We start from the raw sequence: 17825 nt of genomic DNA, 5'->3' as shown, positions 1-17825 counted from the left end.
GCGCCCCGTCAGGGGCGCGGGGAACTGCGCGACCAGCCCCCACCGGGCCGCACCCGAAATCCTCCGGCGCCCCCCTACTCCACCGGCTCCCCCGTCGGCCCGCTCGGCCCCGTCGGCTCGACCACCGCCCCCTGCCAGGACAGCGCCTTCCAGCCGTCGGCCGGGGAGCCCTCCAGGATCACCACGCCGGTGTTGGCGAGGGGGCGGGAGGCGGCGTAGGGAACGTCGACGTTGTCGGCGCGGGCCGCCGTCCAGAGGCGGATCGCGGCGCCGTGGCTGACCATGGCGACGGTGCCGGCGCCACTCGCGGCGGCCTCCTCGACGACCGCGTCGTAGCGGCCCAGCGCCTCCTCGCCGGTCTCCCCGCCCGGCATGCGCAGCGCGGTGTCCCCGGCCGCCCAGGCGAACACGGTCCGCATGTACTCCTCGCCGTGCGCGGAGTGGCCCGGCAGCAGCTCCAGGTCGCCGGCGGACACCTCCCGGATGCCGTCGCGGACGACCGGGTCGAGGCCACGGGCGGCGGCCAGCGGGGCGGCGGTGAGCTGGGTCCGGGTGAGGGTGGAGACGTAGAGCGCCTCGATGTCCTCGTCGGCCAGGGCCTCGGGCAGGGCCGCCGCCTGCCGCTCGCCGAGGGCGGTCAGACCGGGACCCGGCACGGCGGTGTCGAGGAGGTAGTCGACATTGGTCGGGGTCTGCCCGTGACGTATGAGGAGCAGGCGCATCCAGGGTTCCTCTCACTCGACCGCACCGTGTGCCGGCAGGAAAGCGCCACTTCAGGGTAACCGCACCGGCATGAGCCCAGACGTCGACCTGACCCTCCCGAAGCCCGGCCGGCACGCGCTGCGCGACCGGCTCCTCGCGCTCGACAGCCGGCTGTTCGAGTTCGCCGCCGAGCGGAACTGGCCGTTCGCCGAACCGGTGCTGCCCCGGCTGAGCCGGAGCGCCAACCACGGGGTGCTGTGGGGCGCGACCGCGGCCGCGGTGGCCGCGACCCGCACGCCCCGGGCCCGCCGGGCGGCCGCCCGCGGCCTTGCCTCGCTCGCCCTGGCCTCCCTGACCATCAACACCGTCGGCAAGCGCTCGGTGCGGCGCCACCGGCCGCGCCTGGACCCGGTGCCCGCGGTACGGCACCTGAAGCGGCAGCCGATCACCACCTCCTTCCCCTCCGGGCACGCCGCGTCGGCGGCCGCGTTCGCGACCGGGGTCGCCCTGGAGTCCCCGGCGTGGGGCGCGGCGGTGGCGCCGCTGGCGTTCTCCGTGGCCATGTCCCGGGTCTACACGGGCGTGCACTTCCCGAGCGACGTGCTGGCGGGCGCGGCGCTGGGCGCGGGCGCCGCGTTCGCCGTACGGCGGCTGGTGCCGACCCGGACGCAGACCGGCCCGCCGCCGCGGCCCCGCGCCGAGGCCCCGGCGCTGCCCGGCGGCGAGGGCCTGATCGTGGTGGCCAACCGGGCCTCCGGCAGTGCCGACCGGATGCGGGTGCTGCACCACGAGTTGCCCGAGGCGGAGCTGGTGGAGTGCGAACCGGACGAGGTGCGGACCGAGTTGGAGAAGGCGGCGCAGCGGGCGCAGGCCCTCGGGGTGTGCGGCGGCGACGGCACCGTGAACGCGGCGGCCGACATCGCCCTGCGCCACGGGCTGCCGCTCGCGGTGCTGCCCGGCGGCACCCTCAACCACTTCGCCTACGACCTGAGCGTCGAGGACGGCCGGGGCCTCGGCCGGGCGGTGCGTGAGGGCGTGGCGGTCCGGGTGGACCTCGGCCGCTTCGTGTCCGGTGACCGCACCGGCATCTTCCTCAACACGCTGAGCCTGGGCGTCTATCCGGAGCTGGTCCGGGACCGGGAGCGCTGGGAGCCCCGCATCGGCGGCTGGCCGGCCGAGGTGCTGGCCGCGCTGCGCGTGCTGCGCACGGACCGGCATCCGCTGCAGGTCGAACTGGGCGGCGAGACACACCCGTTGTGGCTGCTGTTCGTCGGCAACTGCGTCTACCACCGGATGGGGCTCGCCCCCGGGCGGCGCACCGACCTGGCGGACGGGCTGCTCGACGTGCGCGTGGTGCACGGGGGCCGGCACCCGGCGCTGCGGCTGTTGTCCGCCGCCCTCGCGGGCCCGCTGACCCGTTCCCCCGCCCACGCCGAGGCCCGGGTGCGGCGGCTGCGCCTGACCGGCGTCTCGGCCGGCACTCCGATCGCGTACGACGGCGAGGTCACCGAGGTGGCGGGTGAGGTGACGGTGGAGAAACTGCCGGAGGCGCTGACCGTGTACCGGCCGCTGCCCTGACCCACTCCGCCCGCCACGACATTTCTGACAGGACGTCAGACCACATGGTGAAACGCTGGTCTCATCATGCGGTTGCCGGGCGTAGCGTTGCGAGCACCGCGGGACGGGGTCGTCCGGCCCCGTCCGCCGGTGTGACGCGAAGGGGTTGAGCCATGTCGAAGCCGCGGGAGAGCGCTGTCTACACGCACGGGCACCACGAGTCGGTGCTGCGTTCCCACACCTGGCGCACCGCCGCCAACTCGGCCGCCTATCTGCTGGGTTCGCTCAAACCGCACATGCGGATCCTGGACATCGGCTGCGGCCCGGGGACGATCACCGCGGACCTGGCGACGCTGGTCCCCGACGGCCATGTCACCGGCGTCGACCACGCGCCGGGCATCCTGGAGCAGGCCCACGCGACCGCCGCCGGGCGCGGGCTGCGGAACGTGGACTTCGCGGTCGCCGACGTGCACGCCCTCGACTACCCGGACGACACGTTCTGCGTGGTCCACGCCCACCAGGTGCTCCAGCACGTGGGCGACCCGGTGCGGGCGCTGCGCGAGATGCGCCGGGTCACCAGGCCGGGCGGCTTCATCGCCGTACGCGACGGGGACTACGCGGCGATGACCTGGTACCCGGCGACGCCGGGACTGGACGACTGGCTCGACCTGTACCGGCGGGTGGCCCGCGCCAACGGGGGCGAGCCGGACGCCGGGCGGCGGCTGAAGTCCTGGGCGCTGGCGGCGGGGCTCACCGACATCACGGCCACGTCCAGCACCTGGACGTACAGTACGGCCGAGGAGCGGGCCTGGTGGGGCGGGCTGTGGGGGGACCGTACGGTCGCCTCGTCCTACGCCCGGCTGGCCACGGAGGGCGGTCACGCGACGGCGGAGCAGCTGGCGGGGATCGCGGCGGCCTGGCGGGAGTGGGCGGAGCGCGAGGACGGCTGGTTCGCCGTCCTGCACGGAGAGATTCTGTGCCGCAAGTGAGCCTGATCCGCGGATTCCGGGAAACCCGCTTCGCAGGAGGTTCACACTATGGTTCCCATCCTGCTGGTCCTGCTCCTGGTGCTGATTCTCTTCGGTGCCGGATTCGCGGTGAAGATTCTCTGGTGGATCGCGCTCGCCGTCCTGGTGCTCTGGCTCGTCGGATTCCTGGCCCGCGGCACCACCGCCGGCGGCGGAAGGGGCCGCTGGTACAGGTGGTGACGTCCGGCCGGTGAGACCCGCCACCGCCCCGGTGGCGGAATCACTCGCGCGGCAGCAGCGGTCCCAGCGGCCCGAGGTCCAGATTGAGGTCCTCGGGCCGCAGTCCGTAGCGGTCCCGCAGCTCCGCCATGCGGTCCTCCAGCAGCATCAGGGTGAGCCCGATGCGCTCCTCCTGCTGTTCGGTCAGGTCCCCGGTGTCGAAGCGACGCAGCGCCTGCCGCTCCATCAGCTGGCGCAGCAGCTCCACGACGGTCAGCACGAGTTTCACCAGGTCGCGCTCCACCGTGTCCGGTTCGAGGTCCAGCCGGTTGCGGTGTTCGCTCACGTCGACTCCCCCCAGGGCGCGGGCACTTGTGCGTTGACCGAGCTGATCAGCGCGTTCAGGTCGATGCGGACGAGGTCGACGTCCGCGATCCGCAGCGTGATGTCGCCGGTGATGACGACCCCACCGGCCAGCAGCCGGTCCAGCAGGTCGACCAGGGCGACCTCACGGCGTTCGACGACGGTCACCGCTGCTCCCCCGCTTCCGCCGGTTCACCGGCCGACTCGGTGAAGGAGTACGCCGCCCAGGGCCCGGTGAGTTCCACCCGCAGGTCCGGGGCCTCGTCCTTCGTGCGGTCGACCAGTTCCACGAATTCCTCGGAATCCGCGCGCGGCACCAGATACGCGGCGTTGAGCAGGTTCTGCCCGGACACCCCGGACAGCGCCGCGTTCTGCGGAGGGTGCAGCCGTGAGTCCTCGGCGCGCGCGGAAAGCCGCTCGTGCAGAAGGTGGGCGAATTCCTCGGCGGCCCGCCATTTCTCCTCGTGCGCCCGCGTGCGCATCCGCCGCTGCCGCAGGTAGTCCCGTCCGCTGGCGGGCCGGCCGGCCGGCGCGGGCGCCTGCTCGGGCGGGTCGGCGTAGAGCTTCACGCCCCATTCGACCCGCCCGTCCAGCCGGTCGAGGGTGCGCAGGAAGTCGGCCTCGCGGGCCTCCATCATGGTCCGCACGCCGCTGTCGTCCCGGAAGACCGTGGCCAGCCGGAGCGGCAGCGGCGTGGTGACCGTGGTGAGCGCGTCGATCACCCCCTGGTGGGCACGGGCGGTCGCGGCCAGCCAGTCCAGGTCCTCCAGGTGGTCCCGCAGCGGCTCCTCGGCGAAGTCGCCCTCCGGGACCGTACTGACGACGGCGACCAGGCCGTGGTGCCTGAGCAGCCCCGGTGGGGCCCCGGCCACGCCGGTGAGCTGGGCCTGCAGGGCCGCCTCGAACGGACGGCAGACGGCGTACACGTACCGGAGTCCGCCCTGTGCGGTCATCTGTCCTCCTCCTGGCGCTCATGACGCGGTTCCCGGCCGGCCTCCAGGGCCTCCAGGGCGGCCAGCCGCTCCCGCAGCTCGTGGTTCTCCCGGGTGAGCTGGTCGCTCCGGGCGCGGGTGGACAGTTCGGGGTCGTGCTCCCACCAGTCGATGCCCATCTCCTTCGCCCGGTCGACGGAGGCGACGACCAGGCGGAGCTTGATGGTGAGCAGTTCGATGTCGAGCAGGTTGATCCTGATGTCACCAGCGATGACGATGCCCTTGTCCAGGACGCGCTCCAGGATGTCGGCGAGGTTGGCACCCCCGCCGTCCCGTCCGTAGGGCTCGGGCAGCCGGCCGGCCATCGTCATCGACGGCTCCGGGTACCGGCGTACTCTTCCTCGTCCTCCGGCTCCTCCTCGTCCTCCGGCTCTTCCTCGTCCTCGGTCTCCTCGGTGTCGGCGTCCTCCGCGTCCTCGTACTCGTCCTCGGGCTCCTCCTCGCCCTCGGCCTCGTACTCCTCATCCTCCCCCTGCTCGGCGTCCTCCGCCTCGTCGTAGGGCTCCTGGCCCTCGTCCTCGGGCTCCTCCTCGCCCTCGTCCGACTCCTCGTCCGACTCCTCGTCCGGCGCCGCGTTCTCGGCCCCTTCCTGGTCGTTCTGGTCCTCGGCCTCGTTCTCCTCTTCTTCCTCGGCCACCGCGTCCTCGTGGCTGCGGACGACCTCGCCGTCCTGAATCTCGCCGCGCCAGCCGTCGTCCACCTCTCCCTTGAGGCTGATGTGGCGGGCGTAGTGCTTGAGGTCCAGACGGGTCCGGCGGCCCGAGGCGCGCCAGATGTTGGCGGTCTTCTCGAAGAACCCGCTGGGGTAGTACTCGATCACCAGCAGCACGCGGGTGAGGTTGTCGTCGAGCCGGTGGAAGGTGACGACGCCCTTGTGGCTGCCCTTGGCGCCCTGCGACGACCACTGGATGCGGTAGTCCGGGACCTGCTCGATGGTCTTGCCCTTCCAGCTCCGGCTGGACCACCAGATCTTGCCCTGCCAGTCGGACGACGTGTCGTCGGCCCGGCTGGCGCTCTTCACGCCCTTGGCGAAGGTGCTGAAGTCCTGGAAGCGGGTCCACTGGTCGTAGGCGGTGCGCACCGGCACGCCGACGTCGACCGACTCGATGATGACGGTCGGTTTCTGACCGCTGCCCTTGCCCTTGCCCTTCCCCTTGCCGCCCCCCAGGTTCTTCACCTTGTCCATGACGGTGTCCTTGGCGTGGGACAGGCCCAGCTCCAGGGCGGAGCGCACCGGGCCCTTCCCCTCGGCGACCTTGCGGCCGGCGTCGAGGGCGAGTTTGCCGAACCCGGGGCTGTTGCCCTCGGCGATGTCGTTGAGCTTGCCGGTGGCCTCACCGAGCTTGCGTCCGGCGCCCGCGAGCAGGCGCTCGGCCTGGGCGGCGAGGTACTCCTGCACCTCCGCCTTCAGACGGTCGGCGGCCTCGGAGTGGGCCGCGTCCGTGAGCGGTCCGCTGTTCATCGGTCACCGCCTCCCTTCGGCCGGGCCCGGCCGGCCGTCTTCTTGGCGACCGCCCGGCCCTGGGCGGCCTTCTTCGCCGCCGTCTTCTTGGCGGGCGGCTTGGCGGACGCCTTCTTCGCCGGCGGCTTGTCGGCGGCCTTCTTCGCGGGAGCCTTGCGGGCCGGTGCCTTCCGGTCGGACCGCTCCTCGCCGTCGTCTGAGCCGTCGTCCTCTGAGCCGTCGTCCTCGGCGCTCTCGTTCTCAGCGCTCTCGTCCTCGGCGCTCTCGTCCTCGGCGCTCTCGTCCTCGGCGCTCTCGTCCTCGGCCTCGCCGCTCGCCTCCCGGCCGCGGCCGGCCTTCTTCTGCGGCTCCTCGTCCTCCTCCGGTTCCTCCTCGTCGTCCCGGCCGCCACCGCGACCGAGGCCGCCGGTGTCGGGCACCACACCCGCCAGCTGGTCGCGCACCTCGGCGGTGCGGCCGTGCAGCCGGTCGGCGAGCGCGCCGAGCTGCCGTTCGACCATGGCGCCGGAGGCGGCCTTGCCGACCCCGCGCAGGTCGTGGCGGAGCTGCTCCCCGATCTCCTTGAACTGCGGGTTGTCGCGCAGTTGCTGGTTGGCCAGGTCGAGCACCGCCTTCGGGGTCAGGTTCAGCCGTTTTCCGGCCACCAGCGACCCGACCGCGACGGCCATCTTCAGTTTCCTGGTCCGGCCCAGCAGGTATCCGGCCCCGATCGCGAGGCCCAGTCCCATGCGGTTCATGTATGCGTCCCATTGCCGGGCCCCACGCCTCTGCGCAGGGCGGTCTCCAGCCGGTCGAGAAGCTCGTCCTCGGCCCGGTCGAACTCCTCCTCGTCGATCTCGCCGGCTTCCAGCCGCTCTTCCAGCCGGGCCAGCTCGGCCCGCACCGTGGCGGGGTCGTAGTAGATCCGCTCCGCCTCCTGCAGCACCTGCTCGACGACCCAGGCGCTGCCGCGCACGGGCGCGAAGGGCAGTAGCAGCAGCTCCTTGATCAGTCCCATGGGTGTCTGCTCCTTCTGTGTCCTGCTGCTCGGCCGCGGTCCTACCGCTCGGCCACGCCGGCCGTGCTGCCCGCGGGTTCGGCGGGGCCCGGTTCGACGAAGCTGTACGGCGGGAGCGGTCCGTTGACGCTCAGGTCGAGGTGCGGGTGGCTCTTGCGCAGCCGCTCGACGCCGGCCAGGAAGGTCTCGACGGAGTGCCGGTCCAGGAGGAAGGAGAGGTTGACCAGCCAGCCGGTGGAGTCGGGCCCCACGCTGACGGCGGCCGACTCCGGTTCCAGCGCCTGCCGCACCTCGGCCGCGTCCTCGGCCTCCCGGGCCTTGACGGCGCCGGCCACCATCTCGCCGAGCCGCAGCTTGCTCTCGTAGCTCCCGCCGCCTGCCTTGCGGTTGGCCTCGGCCAGGGCGCGCAGTTCGGTGTTCTCCGACATCACCCGGTGCAGCACGGCCTCTTCGACATGACTGGCCTTGACGTTGTACTCGACCTTGCCGTCGAGGGTGCGCAGCCGCTCCAGGTAGTGCTCGGCGCGTTCGGCCAGGACCCCGGTGACGGTGTCGTCGTCCGGGGCGACGCTGCCGAACCGCATGGGCAGCACGCAGCCGCCGCCTCCCGCCTCCGCCAGCACGTTCTGGTGGGCGAGCAGGTCGCGGCGCTTGGGCCGGAGCCCCTCGGGGGCGTCACTGACGATGGCCGCCAGTTCGCCTTCCGTGAGCACGCGCACCCGGCACGGCGGGTCCCCCACCCCGTCCATGCCGTCGGGCAGAGTCGGGTGCTCGGCGGACGTGATGCCGTAGACGTACGTACTCACTCGTCTTCCTCCCTCTCCTTGCGACGGGCCGGAGCGGTCTTACGGGCGCGTGGCCGGGACTCTGTCTCGGCCGAGCCCGAGCGCTCCTCGCGGGCCTGCTTGAAGGCGTCGGAGATCGTCTCGGCGGCGCCGGAGAGCGCGCCCTTCGACTTGCCGCGGGCACCGGACTCGGTGACCTCGCCGACGATCTCGGGCAGGCCGGGGCTCTTGCGCGGACCCGCTTCCAGGTCGAGCCGGTTGCAGGCCTCCGCGAAGCGCAGATAGGTGTCGACGCTGGCGACGACGACCCGTATGTCGATCTTCAGAATCTCGATGCCGACCAGGGAGACCCGCACGAACGCGTCGATGACGAGCCCCCGGTCGAGGACGAGTTCGAGCACGTCGTAGAGACCGCTGCTGCCGCCTCCCCCGCCGGTCTGCTGTGCCGGTACTACGGTCATACCTGTCCAACCTCCTCCTTGTCGTGGGACCTGTCCCCGGGTGCGGGCGGCCGGCCTAGCGGCCGCCCTGCCTGCGTGCGTCGGCGCGTCCGCGTTCGTAGCGGCTCACGCGCCGGTAGCCGGTGAGCTGCCCCTGCGGGTCGAGTTCGACCTGGTAGCTCGCCATCAGACTCATGGTGTCGGGCACCCTGGGCAGTTCCAGCACTTCGACCTCCAACGCCCAGCCGTCCTCGGTCTGTTCGAAGGACGACACGGACTCGGCGGCCATCCCGGTGAGCTCCGCGAGCTGGGCGCGGGCCTGGCGCAGCACCTCCATGAGGCTCGGCCGGTCCGGTGCCGGGTCGGGTCCGTCGTCACGTGTGCGTTCTTTGCGTGAATCCCGCGTGTGGGACGTGTCGTTTGTGTTCGTCATGGCCACCTCTTGGTTCGAGTGGCCGGAGGTTCCGGCGTCAAACCTTCACAACCGGCCCGTGACGCCGCGCGGTCAGCCGGGTGCGCCGAGCAACGCGTCGAGCCGCCGCCGGGCCGGCCCGAGCGCCCGGCCGCGGGCGGGGACGCCTGCCCAGGGATCGGTACGGGCCTGGTCCACGGCGTCGGCGATGGTCCAGCGGCGGGCGTCCAGCGCCGGATCGGCGAGCTGGTCCCAGGTGATCGGTACGGCGACGGGGGCGCCGGGCCTGGCCCGCACGGTGTAGGGGGCCACCGCGGTCTGGGCGTAGGCGTTGCGCCCGGTGTCCAGGAAGAGCCGGTCGCCGCGGTCGGCCTTGCGGACGGCCGTGGTGAGCCGGTCGGGGTGCTCGGCGGCGAGCAGTCCGGCCAGGTCCCGGGCGAAGGCGCGGACCTCCTCGACGTCGCTGCGGCCGTTCAGCGGCACGACGAGGTGCACTCCCCGGGATCCGGTGGTCATCGGCGCCGACGGCAGTCCGAGCCGGTCGAGCAGCTCACCGGCCCAGCCGGCGGCCTCCCGCACCGGGGCGAAGTCGTCACCGGGTGGGTCCAGGTCGAGGACGAACCGGTCGGGACGGTCGGGGGCGGTGGTGCGGGAGAGCCAGCGGTGCAGGGTGAGACTGGCCTGGTCGGCGAGGTACACCAGGGTGGCGGTGTCGCCGCAGACCACATGGGTGACGGTCCCGCCCTCCTTGGCGACCTCGGCCCGCTCGATCCAGTCCGGGTAGTGGTCTGGGGCGTTCTTCTGCATGAACCGGGGTCCGGCCAGGCCGTCCGGGTACCGCTCCAGCATCAGCGGACGCCCGCGCAGGTGCGGCAGCAGGTACGGCGCGACGGCCCGGTAGTACTCGACGAGGTCGGCCTTGGTGTACTCCTTCGCGGCGCCGCCCCCGTCGCCGGGTCCGCCTGGGAAGAGCACCTTGTCGGGCCGGTGGATCTCCACCGTCCGGCGGCCCGCCCGCACCGGCCGGACCTCGTCCGGGCTCATCGCACGACCGCCTCCTCGACCAGCAGCCGCCCGGCCGTCGCGATCGCGTCCGCGTCGATCCCGGCGGCGTGCAGCTGCTGGTCGGGAGCGGCCGACCCCGGCATCGTCCGCACGGCGAGCCGGACCAGCCGCGGCACGGGCCTGCCGTCGGCGAACGCCTCCGCGACCGCGTCGCCGAGGCCGCCCTCCTCGTGGTGGTCCTCGACGGTGAGCAGACAGCCGGTCTCCTCGGCGGCGGTGCGCAGCGTCTGCCGGTCCACGGGCTTGACGGAGTAGAGGTCGACGACCCGGATCCGGATGCCGTCCTCGGCGAGCGCGTCGGCGGCCTTCAGCGCCTCGTGCAGGGTGACCCCGGCGGCGACCACGGTGAGCCGGTCCTCCTCGGAGGAGCGCAGCACCTTGCTGCCGCCGACCGGGAACTCCTCGTCCGGGCCGTAGATCACCGGGCTCGCCCCGCGCGAGGTGCGCAGGTAGCGGATGCCGTCGAGGCCGGCCATGGTGGCGACGAGCTTGGCGGTCTGGTTGGCGTCGCACGGGTAGAGCACGGTCGAGCCGTACACCGCGCGGAACATCGCCAGGTCCTCCAGGCCCATCTGGGACGGCCCGTCCTGCCCGATGGCGACACCCGCGTGCGAGCCGACCAGGTTGATCCCGCTGCCGCTGATCGAGGCCATGCGCACGAAGTCGTAGGCCCGGCTGAAGAAGGCGGCGAAGGTCGAGGCGTACGGCACCCAGCCGCGCGCGGCCAGGCCGACGGCCCCGGCGACGAGTTGCTGCTCGGCGATGTAGAACTCGAAGTAGCGGTCGGGGTGTTCCTTCCCGAACAGCTCGGTGCGGGTGGAGTCGCCGACCTCGCCGTCCAGCGCGACCACGTCGGCACGGGCGTGGCCGAGCGCGACGAGCGCCTTGCCGAAGGCGTCCCGGGTGGGGACCTCTTCTCCCTTGTCGTAGCGCGGGAGTTCGAGGGCGCCGGTGGGCACGGAGTGCAGCGCGCGGGCGGCCGGCGGCTCCTGCACGTGGACGCGCAGGTCGCGTGTCCCGCCGAGTTCGGCGACGGACTCCTCGGCGTCCGGCAGCGGCTTGCCGTGCATGCCCTCGCGGTCCTCGACGGCGGCGACGCCCCGCCCCTTGCGGGTGCGGGCGAGGATCACGGTGGGCTGCCCGGTGGTGGACGCGGCCTCGCCGTACGCCCGGTCGACGGCGTCCACGTCGTGGCCGTCGATCTCCACGGTGTGCCAGCCGAAGGCCTGGAAGCGGCGGGCGTAGGCGTCCAGGTCGTGGCCGTGCCGGGTGGGGCCGCGCTGGCCGAGCCGGTTGACGTCCACGATCGCGGTGAGGTTGTCGAGGTGCTCGTACCCGGCGTGTTCGGCGGCCTCCCACACGGAGCCCTCCGCCAGCTCGCTGTCCCCGCACAGCACCCAGACCCGGTAGCGGCCGTGCTCCAGCCGCTTCCCGGACAGCGCGATGCCGACCCCGACCGGCAGTCCCTGGCCGAGGGAGCCGGTGGCGGTCTCCACCCACGGCAGCCGGCGCGGGGTCGGATGTCCCTCCAGGTGGCTGCCGAGCTTGCGGAAGGTGAGCAGCTCGGCGTCGTCGAGGGCACCGGCCGCCTTGTAGGCGGCGTACAGCAGCGGTGAGGCGTGGCCCTTGGAGAGGACGAAGCGGTCGTTGCCGGGGTGGTCGGGCCGCTCGAAGTCGTAGCGCAGGTGGCGGGCGAGCAGCACGGCCATCAGGTCGGCGGCGGACATCGACGAGGTCGGATGCCCGGAGCCTGCGGCGGCCGCCGCCCGCACGCTGTCCACGCGCAACTGCTGGGCGAGCTCGACGAGTTCAGCGGTGTTCATGTGTCTCCTTCCGGGGGATGGTGCGAGACGGACGAGGGTGCCTTCGGCAGCTCGGGCGAGGCCGTGTCCAGCGGCACCGACCAGGACCGGACGAGGCCCAGCTGGACACCCTGGCGCGGCAGTACGGCGTCCAGCAGCCAGTCGGCGGCGACCCGGACCCGGCCGGCGGGCATCGCCGCGAGGTGGTAGCCGCGGGTGACCAGCCCGGCGGGCGGCCCTGCCAGCGGCACCCCGAGCGGGTCGGCGGCGGCCTGCACGCCGCCGAGGTCGACGACGAAGCCGAGGTCGCGGTGGCGGTAGGGGCGCCGCCGCCGGCCGACGCCGAGCGAGGCGGCCACGTTCTCGCCGGCCACCCGGCCCTGCCGCCAGGCGTGCTGCGCGGTCATCGGCGTGAACGCGCCGGGATTGACGAGGTCGGGCACCGCGGCCGCGTCCCCGCAGGCGAACACGTCGGCGCAGCCGGGCACCCGGAGGTACGGGTCGACGATCAGGCGGCCCTTCTCCAGCGGCTGTCCGGTGCCCTCCACGAGCGGGTCGGGTCGCACGCCCACGCACCACACGAGGGTCCGGGACGCGACGAACTCCCCGTCGGAGAGCAGCACGCCGTCGGGGGTGGCCTCCTTCACGGAGGTTCCCATCCGCACCTCGACACCCCGCCGGCGCAGCACCCGGTCGGCGGTACGCGACAGCCTCTCGTTCATCCCGGGGAGCACCCGGGGCGCCACGTCCAGCAGCAGCCAGCGCGGCCGCACCCCCTCCGGCAGCCGGTTGCGCCGGGCCAGTTCGGCGGTGAGCATCCGCATGTGGGCGGCGACCTCGGTCCCGGTGTACCCGGCGCCGACGACGACGAAGGTGCAGCGGGCCGCGGCCAGGGCGGCATCGCCGGCCACGGCGGCCAGCTCGATCTGGCGGATCACGTGGTCCCGCAGGTAGAGCGCCTCGGGCAGCCCGCGGAACCCGTGCGCGTGCTCGGCGACGCCCGGGACGGGCAGCAGCTTGTTGACGCTGCCGACGGTCAGCACCAGCCGCTCGTAGCCGAGGCTGCCGCCGACGCCCTCGGGGTCGGTGTAGTACACCCGCTGCCCGTCGAGATCGACGCGGTCCGCCTCGCCGAGCACCGTCCGCACGCCGCGCAGGGCGCCGGGCAGCGGGAGGGCGATCCGCCGGGGATCGAGGATCCCGGCGGCGACCTGGGGCAGCAGGGGCAGGTACAGGAAGTAGTCGGTGGGGTTGAGCAGGGTGATCTCGGCGCGTCCCCGGGCCAGCCGGGCAAGCGTGCGGGCCGCGCGGTACCCGGCGAACCCGGCGCCGACGATCACCACCCGCGGTCGACGACTCACGGTGCGCCTCCGGCAGTACGACGAGGTTCAGGGCCTCCCACGTAACCGTAGGCAGGACCTCGAAACCCCGCGCGTCGAAACACCGCCCGCGACAGCGCGGAGCGCGTACGGCGCCGTCCGGGTCAGCTCCGGTGATGCGGCGACTCCGGATCCGTACGCGGCGCCGGCGGCGGAGCCGTCGGCATGGGCGGATACGGCAGGCCCAGCCCGCTGGGCGGCCCGCCGGGCGCCGTCTCCCCGGCCACCCGCTGCGGAGCATGGGCATGCGGCCGCGTCGGCCGCCCCGCCTCCCGCAGCCCGTAGGCGACCGCCCCCAGGATCACCGCGGTGACCAGCGCCGCGGCCCAGGCCGGCAGCAGGATCGCCCATGCCAGCCCCACGGCCAGCGCCACCGCGGCCCCCGCGTACAGGGCGACCGCCCCGGACGCGCCGTACAGCAGGGCGGCCCGCCGCCGCTTCCGGCCCTGCTCGCGCAGTTCGTCCCGTACGGTTTCACGCGCGACCTGTGCCAGCTCGTCGACGAGATCCTTGTCCAGATGTTCGAGATGATCCAGGTGTTCCATGGCCTGCGGGTACCCGGCCCGGAAATGCCGTAACAGGAGACCACCGGAGGCGGCACCTTCCCGGCCCGCGCCAACTAGGCTCCTGCGCATGGAGATTCTGGGCGCCTCCCTGCGCATCTGCGTCGACGACCTCGACACCGCGATCCCGTTCTACGAACGTCTCTCCGGCGGCAGAGCCCTCCGGTTCGAACGCGGTGGCGTCCAGGTCGCCGCGATCGGCTCCTTCCTCCTGATGAGCGGCCCGGAGTCGGAGCTGGAGGTGCTGCGCAAGGTGTCCGCGACGATCGCGGTGAAGGACGTCGACGAGGCCCACCGGCTGCTCGACGGCCTCGGCGCCCGCATCCTCGCGGGTCCGGTGCCCACCCCCGTCGGCCACAACCTGCTCGCGATGCACCCGGACGGCTCGATCTTCGAGTACGTCGACCAGAACCACGACTGATCGCGGAGCCCGCGGACAGATCCGGACGTCGTACGGCGCGGGCAGCGGCTCGTCGGTGCGGAGCCGCTGCCCGGAGCCCGCGAAGTCAGCCGGCTGTGCGCATCTCCACCGTGATCGCCCAACGTTCGTGGTCCCGCCAGGCCCCGTCGATGTAGATCATGTCGGGTGAGAACCCCTCCAGCCGGAACCCGGCGCCGCGGGCGAGCGCGATGGACGCGGCGTTGCCGGGCTGCACGTTGATCTCCAGGCGGTGCAGCCGCATCGGCCCGAAGGCGTAGTCCACCACGAGGCCCATCGCCTCCCGCATCAGGCCCCGCCCGGCCGCGTGCGCGAAGACGCCGTAGCCGAGCGCACCGCACTGGAAGCCGCCCTCGACGATGTTGTTGATGTTGATGAACCCGGCGATCGCCCCGCCCTGCTCCCCGGCGTCCTTCTCGCAGACCAGGAAACCGGCCTTGCTGCGGTCCTCGATCAACCGTCCCGCGTAGCCGGCGTAGGCCGCGTCCGTGGTGGGCGGGAACAGCCAGGGCTGGTGGAGGTCCTTGCTCTCCCGGGCCCGTGCGACGAACTCGGCGCCGTCCTCGTAGGTGAAGTGGCGGATGCCCACGCGGGGGCCCTCGGCGAGATAGCGGGAAGCGGTGTGCGGCATCCCGTCACCCTACGCGGGGGCTCCGGTGCCGGGTACCGGTGTCCGGCGCCTCGGCGTTCAGCACAGCGCCGGCTCCAGCAGGGTCAGCGTGCCCGCGTCCGCGTCCAGTTCCGCGGCCACCCCGAGCGGGATGGTCAGGGCCGCCTCGCAGTGCCCGAAGCCCACCTCCTCCAGCACCGGCACACCCAGGCCGCCGAGGCGGTCGAGGAGCATCGGCCGTACCTCCGCGTAGGGCCCGCACCGGTCCCAGGAGCCGAGCAGGATCCCGGCGACGCCGTCCAGCCAGCCGGACCGGAGCAGTTGGGTGAGGCTCCGGTCGAGGCTGTACGGGCGTTCGCCGACGTCCTCCAGGACCAGCAGTCCGCCGCGGACGCCGGGGTGCGTGTGCGCGGTGCCGAGGCCGGCCGCGAGCAGCCGCAGGCAGCCGCCCACGGTGACGCCCCCGGCCCGGCCGCCCACCAGCGCCGGACCCCGGGAGGCGATGGTGCGGACCGTCTCCGGGGCGAAGAGGGTGGCCCGCAGATGGTCCTGTGCCTCGGCGCTCTTGACGAAGTCGGCGCCGGCGGCGACCGGGCCGTACAGGGTGGCGAGCCCGAGCCGGGTCGCGAACGCCTCGTGCAGCACGGTCGCGTCGCTGAAGCCGACGAACGCCTTCGGACCGGCCGCCCGCATCGCCTCCCAGTCCAGCAGGTCGACCAGGCGCTGGGCACCGTAGCCGCCGCGGGCGCAGAGCACCGCGGCCACGGACGGGTCGCACCAGGCCCGCTCGAGGTCGGCCGCGCGGTCCGCGTCGGAGCCCGCGAGGTAGCCCAGCTCGGTGTCCCGGGCGAGCGTGTGGGGTGCCACCACCGGGTCGAGGTCCCAGCCGCGCAGGATGTCGAGGCCGGCCTGGAGCCGCTCCTCCGCCACCGGCCCGCTCGGCGCAACGACCGCGACCCGCGCCCCCGCGGTGAGCCTCGGCGGCCTCGTGAGTCCGGCCACCGGGGCCGCTCCGGCCGCTGCGGTCGTTCGGGTCGCCGCCGTGCTTCCGGTGCCGTCCGTGGTTCCGGTCGCCGCCGTCGTTCCGGTCGCCGCCGTCGTTCCGGTCGCCGCCGTCGTTCCGGTCGCCCCGCTCACTTCACCAGCTCCAGTTCGGGAATCCCGGGCACGTCCAGCCCGAACACCTGGGCGTAGAGCGAAAGCTCGGCCTCCAGAGCTCGGACCATGGTGTCGGCGCGCCGGAAGCCGTGGCCCTCGCCCGCGAAGGTGAGGTACGCGTGCGGTACCGGGCGGCCGTCGAGCCGGGCGAGGAACCGCTCGCACTGCGCGGGCGGGCAGATCACGTCGTCCAGCCCCTGGAGCAGCAGGAAGGGCGCGGTCAGCTGGTCGGCGTGCTCGCTGGGCGACCGCTCGACGTACCGCTCGGGCACCTCGGCCTGCGGACCGATCAGGGACTCCAGGTACCGGGACTCGAAGTCGTGGGTCTCCCCCGAGCCCCAGCTGGTGAGATCGAGGACGGGGTAGGAGATGGTGCCGCAGGCGTAGACGTCGGTGCCGGTCAGGGAGGCGGCGGCGGTCCAGCCGCCCGCGCTGCCGCCGCGGATCGCCAGCCGGGCGCGGTCGGCGGTGCCCTCCTCGGCGAGGGCGAGCGCGACGGCCGCGCAGTCCTCGACGTCGACCACGCCCCACTGCTCACGCAGCCGCTCCCGGTAGGCGCGCCCGTAGCCGGTGGAGCCGCCGTAGTTGACCTCGGCGACGCCGATCCCCCGGGAGGTGAAGTAGGCGATCGAGAGGTCGAGGACGAGCGGTGTCCTGCTGGTGGGGCCGCCGTGCGCCCAGACGACGTACGGCGGCAGCTCGCCCTCGGGGGCGGTGTGGCCGGGGTGCCGGGGCGGGTGGATGTGGGCGTGCACCTCGCGGCCGCCCGGCCCGGTGAAGGTGCGGACCTGCGGCTCGGGGTAGTAGGCGGGATCGACCGGGTCCTGGTGCGGGGTGCCGACGACCCGGGTGCGGCCGGAGGCGGTGTCGAGTTCGACGACCTCGTGGGAGGTGCGCGGTCCGGCGCCGACCGCGATGACGCGGGTGCCGTGCGCGGCGAGGGTGGCGGAGAACTCGGTCCAGGGTCCGGCGGCGTCGGCGATCTCGCCCGTTTCCGGGTCGAGTATCCCGAGGGTCATGGCCCCGCGCCCGTGCAGGACCGCGACCAGCCCGTCGGTCAGCGGCGCGAACCAGCTCTGGCCGAGCCGCCAGAGCGGCCCCGCGAACTCCTCCTCGCGGGGGCACAGGGGGGCGCCGTCGCGGTACAGGTTCCACCAGCCGCCGCGGTCGCTGGTGTACAGCAGGCGGCCGTCCGCGGACCACTCGACCTGGGCGACGGCCTCCGTGGGGCCGCCGGCCACGGTGCGGACCGCGTGCAGGACGCCGTCCGCGCCGACCTCGCCGACCAGCAGTTCGGTGCCGTCCCACGGCATCCGCGGATGGTCCCAGGCGAGCCAGGCGGCCTGCCGACCGTCGGGCGAGAGACGGGGTCCGGTGACGAACCGGTGCCGGGCGTCGGTGAGTTCGCGAACGGCGGCCCGGTCCTCGGCGGCCGACCCGTCCAGCGGTACGGCGGCGAGCACCCGCCGTACGTCGGTGGGCGCGTCCCCGGTGAACTCCTCCAGGACGCACCAGACCTCGCCGCGGTCGAGCAGCAGCCGCGGGTCGGCCCAGCGGGGTCCGGGCGGGGTCAGCGGCCGGGGTGCCTCACCGGGCCGGTACCGGTACAGCCGCTGGTCGTCGAAGTGGACGAAGACCAGCAGCGGCCCGCCGCCGTCCGCGGGGACGGCGCCGGCCCACGGCAGTCCGCCGTACTCGATGACCCGGCTGCGCACGTTCCACGGCGCGGGCAGCACGGACTCGCCGGTGGAGCCGCGCACCAGGGTCCTGCGGCCGCCCTCCGCGGGCCGGGGTTCGGTCCACCAGGGCTCGTCGCCGACGAAGCCCACCCAGTCGGCGAAGCCGTCGTGCGCCGCGGCCAGGGCCGCGTCGACGGGTGACGGCCACGAGCCGTACGCCTTGGTCTCCACGT

Annotated in this window: 22 protein-coding genes; 4 read left to right on the top strand and 18 right to left on the bottom strand. The window is 73.7% G+C overall.

Features of this window, described 5'->3' with window-relative positions; genetic code table 11:
• Positions 1-74: 74 nt before the first annotated feature.
• Positions 75-722 (bottom strand): histidine phosphatase family protein, encoded by a 648-nt coding sequence (locus AB0M11_RS14215; RefSeq protein WP_365704958.1) that lies wholly within the window; start codon positions 720-722, stop codon positions 75-77.
• Positions 723-792: 70 nt separating this feature from the next.
• On the opposite strand from AB0M11_RS14215, the gene AB0M11_RS14210 reads away from it, so the two are divergent.
• The 3 genes from AB0M11_RS14210 to AB0M11_RS14200 all read left to right on the top strand — a co-directional run bounded on the left by AB0M11_RS14210 (position 793) and on the right by AB0M11_RS14200 (position 3467).
• The gene (locus tag AB0M11_RS14210) at positions 793-2280 is read left to right on the top strand and encodes a phosphatase PAP2 family protein (RefSeq protein WP_365704955.1); all 1488 of its coding nucleotides are present in this window, start codon (positions 793-795) and stop codon (positions 2278-2280) included.
• Positions 2281-2432: 152 nt separating this feature from the next.
• Positions 2433-3248: a class I SAM-dependent methyltransferase gene (locus AB0M11_RS14205; RefSeq protein WP_365704953.1), complete on the top strand. Its 816-nt coding sequence runs from the start codon at positions 2433-2435 to the stop codon at positions 3246-3248.
• Between the two features lie 48 nt (positions 3249-3296).
• Positions 3297-3467, top strand: coding sequence for a hydrophobic protein (locus AB0M11_RS14200; RefSeq protein ID WP_365704951.1), 171 nt, complete (start codon positions 3297-3299; stop codon positions 3465-3467).
• A 40-nt stretch (positions 3468-3507) separates the two neighbouring features.
• Here AB0M11_RS14200 and AB0M11_RS14195 read toward each other — a convergent pair whose 3' ends face one another.
• The 14 genes from AB0M11_RS14195 to AB0M11_RS14130 form a co-directional block, all read right to left on the bottom strand.
• Positions 3508-3792 (bottom strand): gas vesicle protein K, encoded by a 285-nt coding sequence (locus AB0M11_RS14195; protein ID WP_181806592.1) that lies wholly within the window; start codon positions 3790-3792, stop codon positions 3508-3510.
• The gene (locus tag AB0M11_RS14190) at positions 3789-3977 is read right to left on the bottom strand and encodes a gas vesicle protein (protein ID WP_365704948.1); all 189 of its coding nucleotides are present in this window, start codon (positions 3975-3977) and stop codon (positions 3789-3791) included. Before AB0M11_RS14190 ends, AB0M11_RS14195 begins: the two co-directional genes overlap by 4 nt.
• Complete coding sequence (locus tag AB0M11_RS14185) at positions 3974-4762, bottom strand: GvpL/GvpF family gas vesicle protein (protein WP_365704946.1); 789 nt, start codon at positions 4760-4762, stop codon at positions 3974-3976. Before AB0M11_RS14185 ends, AB0M11_RS14190 begins: the two co-directional genes overlap by 4 nt.
• Entirely contained in the window at positions 4759-5112 is a 354-nt protein-coding gene (locus AB0M11_RS14180; protein WP_365704944.1) for a gas vesicle protein, read from the bottom strand. Before AB0M11_RS14180 ends, AB0M11_RS14185 begins: the two co-directional genes overlap by 4 nt.
• Positions 5109-6263, bottom strand: coding sequence for an SRPBCC family protein (locus AB0M11_RS14175; protein WP_365704942.1), 1155 nt, complete (start codon positions 6261-6263; stop codon positions 5109-5111). Before AB0M11_RS14175 ends, AB0M11_RS14180 begins: the two co-directional genes overlap by 4 nt.
• Positions 6260-7000, bottom strand: coding sequence for a hypothetical protein (locus AB0M11_RS14170; protein ID WP_365704940.1), 741 nt, complete (start codon positions 6998-7000; stop codon positions 6260-6262). Before AB0M11_RS14170 ends, AB0M11_RS14175 begins: the two co-directional genes overlap by 4 nt.
• Complete coding sequence (locus AB0M11_RS14165) at positions 6997-7260, bottom strand: gas vesicle protein GvpG (RefSeq protein ID WP_365704938.1); 264 nt, start codon at positions 7258-7260, stop codon at positions 6997-6999. Before AB0M11_RS14165 ends, AB0M11_RS14170 begins: the two co-directional genes overlap by 4 nt.
• A gap of 41 nt (positions 7261-7301) precedes the next feature.
• Positions 7302-8066 carry a GvpL/GvpF family gas vesicle protein gene (locus tag AB0M11_RS14160; RefSeq protein WP_365704936.1) on the bottom strand — a complete coding sequence of 255 codons (765 nt, stop codon included), beginning with the start codon at positions 8064-8066 and terminating at the stop codon, positions 7302-7304.
• Positions 8063-8506: a gas vesicle structural protein GvpA gene (locus AB0M11_RS14155; protein WP_365704934.1), complete on the bottom strand. Its 444-nt coding sequence runs from the start codon at positions 8504-8506 to the stop codon at positions 8063-8065. The genes AB0M11_RS14160 and AB0M11_RS14155 overlap by 4 nt, the downstream gene beginning before the upstream one ends.
• A 55-nt stretch (positions 8507-8561) precedes the next feature.
• A complete protein-coding gene (locus tag AB0M11_RS14150) occupies positions 8562-8918 on the bottom strand; it encodes a gas vesicle protein (RefSeq protein ID WP_365704932.1) in 357 nt (118 codons plus the stop codon).
• Between the two features lie 72 nt (positions 8919-8990).
• Positions 8991-9941: a non-homologous end-joining DNA ligase gene (gene ligD / locus AB0M11_RS14145; RefSeq protein ID WP_365704930.1), complete on the bottom strand. Its 951-nt coding sequence runs from the start codon at positions 9939-9941 to the stop codon at positions 8991-8993.
• Complete coding sequence (locus AB0M11_RS14140; RefSeq protein WP_365704928.1) at positions 9938-11785, bottom strand: transketolase; 1848 nt, start codon at positions 11783-11785, stop codon at positions 9938-9940. The genes ligD and AB0M11_RS14140 overlap by 4 nt, the downstream gene beginning before the upstream one ends.
• A complete protein-coding gene (locus tag AB0M11_RS14135) occupies positions 11782-13125 on the bottom strand; it encodes an NAD(P)/FAD-dependent oxidoreductase (RefSeq protein WP_365704926.1) in 1344 nt (447 codons plus the stop codon). Before AB0M11_RS14135 ends, AB0M11_RS14140 begins: the two co-directional genes overlap by 4 nt.
• Positions 13126-13247: 122 nt before the next feature.
• Positions 13248-13688, bottom strand: coding sequence for a phage holin family protein (locus AB0M11_RS14130; protein WP_365704923.1), 441 nt, complete (start codon positions 13686-13688; stop codon positions 13248-13250).
• Between the two features lie 88 nt (positions 13689-13776).
• Between AB0M11_RS14130 and AB0M11_RS14125 the strand changes: the two genes are divergently transcribed.
• Complete coding sequence (locus tag AB0M11_RS14125; protein WP_365704921.1) at positions 13777-14127, top strand: VOC family protein; 351 nt, start codon at positions 13777-13779, stop codon at positions 14125-14127.
• An 85-nt stretch (positions 14128-14212) separates the two neighbouring features.
• Here AB0M11_RS14125 and AB0M11_RS14120 read toward each other — a convergent pair whose 3' ends face one another.
• The 3 genes from AB0M11_RS14120 to AB0M11_RS14110 form a co-directional block, all read right to left on the bottom strand.
• Positions 14213-14776 carry a GNAT family protein gene (locus AB0M11_RS14120; protein ID WP_365704919.1) on the bottom strand — a complete coding sequence of 188 codons (564 nt, stop codon included), beginning with the start codon at positions 14774-14776 and terminating at the stop codon, positions 14213-14215.
• A gap of 57 nt (positions 14777-14833) precedes the next feature.
• On the bottom strand, positions 14834-15757 hold the full coding sequence (locus AB0M11_RS14115; RefSeq protein WP_365704917.1) for an LD-carboxypeptidase: 924 nt from the start codon (positions 15755-15757) through the stop codon (positions 14834-14836).
• 131 nt (positions 15758-15888) lie between these two features.
• A complete protein-coding gene (locus AB0M11_RS14110) occupies positions 15889-17823 on the bottom strand; it encodes a prolyl oligopeptidase family serine peptidase (RefSeq protein WP_365704915.1) in 1935 nt (644 codons plus the stop codon).
• Positions 17824-17825: the final 2 nt, after the last annotated feature.

It is taken from the genome of Streptomyces sp. NPDC051987, assembly GCF_040680735.1.
In the GTDB taxonomy this organism is placed as follows: Bacteria; Actinomycetota; Actinomycetes; order Streptomycetales; family Streptomycetaceae; genus Streptomyces.
The sequence above is the reverse complement of the archived record's forward strand: the minus strand, read 5'-3'. Positions and strand labels throughout refer to the sequence as shown.

Excerpts from the sequence above, each read along its gene's own strand:
- AB0M11_RS14215 (WP_365704958.1), bottom strand. The coding sequence starts at position 722 with ATGCGCCTGCTCCTCATACGTCACGGGCAGACCCCGACCAATGTCGAC.
- AB0M11_RS14210 (WP_365704955.1), top strand. The coding sequence starts at position 793 with ATGAGCCCAGACGTCGACCTGACCCTCCCGAAGCCCGGCCGGCACGCG.
- AB0M11_RS14205 (WP_365704953.1), top strand. The coding sequence starts at position 2,433 with ATGTCGAAGCCGCGGGAGAGCGCTGTCTACACGCACGGGCACCACGAG.
- AB0M11_RS14200 (WP_365704951.1), top strand. The coding sequence starts at position 3,297 with ATGGTTCCCATCCTGCTGGTCCTGCTCCTGGTGCTGATTCTCTTCGGT.
- AB0M11_RS14185 (WP_365704946.1), bottom strand. The coding sequence starts at position 4,762 with ATGACCGCACAGGGCGGACTCCGGTACGTGTACGCCGTCTGCCGTCCG.
- AB0M11_RS14180 (WP_365704944.1), bottom strand. The coding sequence starts at position 5,112 with ATGACGATGGCCGGCCGGCTGCCCGAGCCCTACGGACGGGACGGCGGG.
- AB0M11_RS14175 (WP_365704942.1), bottom strand. The coding sequence starts at position 6,263 with ATGAACAGCGGACCGCTCACGGACGCGGCCCACTCCGAGGCCGCCGAC.
- AB0M11_RS14170 (WP_365704940.1), bottom strand. The coding sequence starts at position 7,000 with ATGAACCGCATGGGACTGGGCCTCGCGATCGGGGCCGGATACCTGCTG.
- AB0M11_RS14165 (WP_365704938.1), bottom strand. The coding sequence starts at position 7,260 with ATGGGACTGATCAAGGAGCTGCTGCTACTGCCCTTCGCGCCCGTGCGC.
- AB0M11_RS14155 (WP_365704934.1), bottom strand. The coding sequence starts at position 8,506 with ATGACCGTAGTACCGGCACAGCAGACCGGCGGGGGAGGCGGCAGCAGC.
- AB0M11_RS14150 (WP_365704932.1), bottom strand. The coding sequence starts at position 8,918 with ATGACGAACACAAACGACACGTCCCACACGCGGGATTCACGCAAAGAA.
- ligD (WP_365704930.1), bottom strand. The coding sequence starts at position 9,941 with ATGAGCCCGGACGAGGTCCGGCCGGTGCGGGCGGGCCGCCGGACGGTG.
- AB0M11_RS14140 (WP_365704928.1), bottom strand. The coding sequence starts at position 11,785 with ATGAACACCGCTGAACTCGTCGAGCTCGCCCAGCAGTTGCGCGTGGAC.
- AB0M11_RS14130 (WP_365704923.1), bottom strand. The coding sequence starts at position 13,688 with ATGGAACACCTGGATCATCTCGAACATCTGGACAAGGATCTCGTCGAC.
- AB0M11_RS14125 (WP_365704921.1), top strand. The coding sequence starts at position 13,777 with ATGGAGATTCTGGGCGCCTCCCTGCGCATCTGCGTCGACGACCTCGAC.
- AB0M11_RS14120 (WP_365704919.1), bottom strand. The coding sequence starts at position 14,776 with ATGCCGCACACCGCTTCCCGCTATCTCGCCGAGGGCCCCCGCGTGGGC.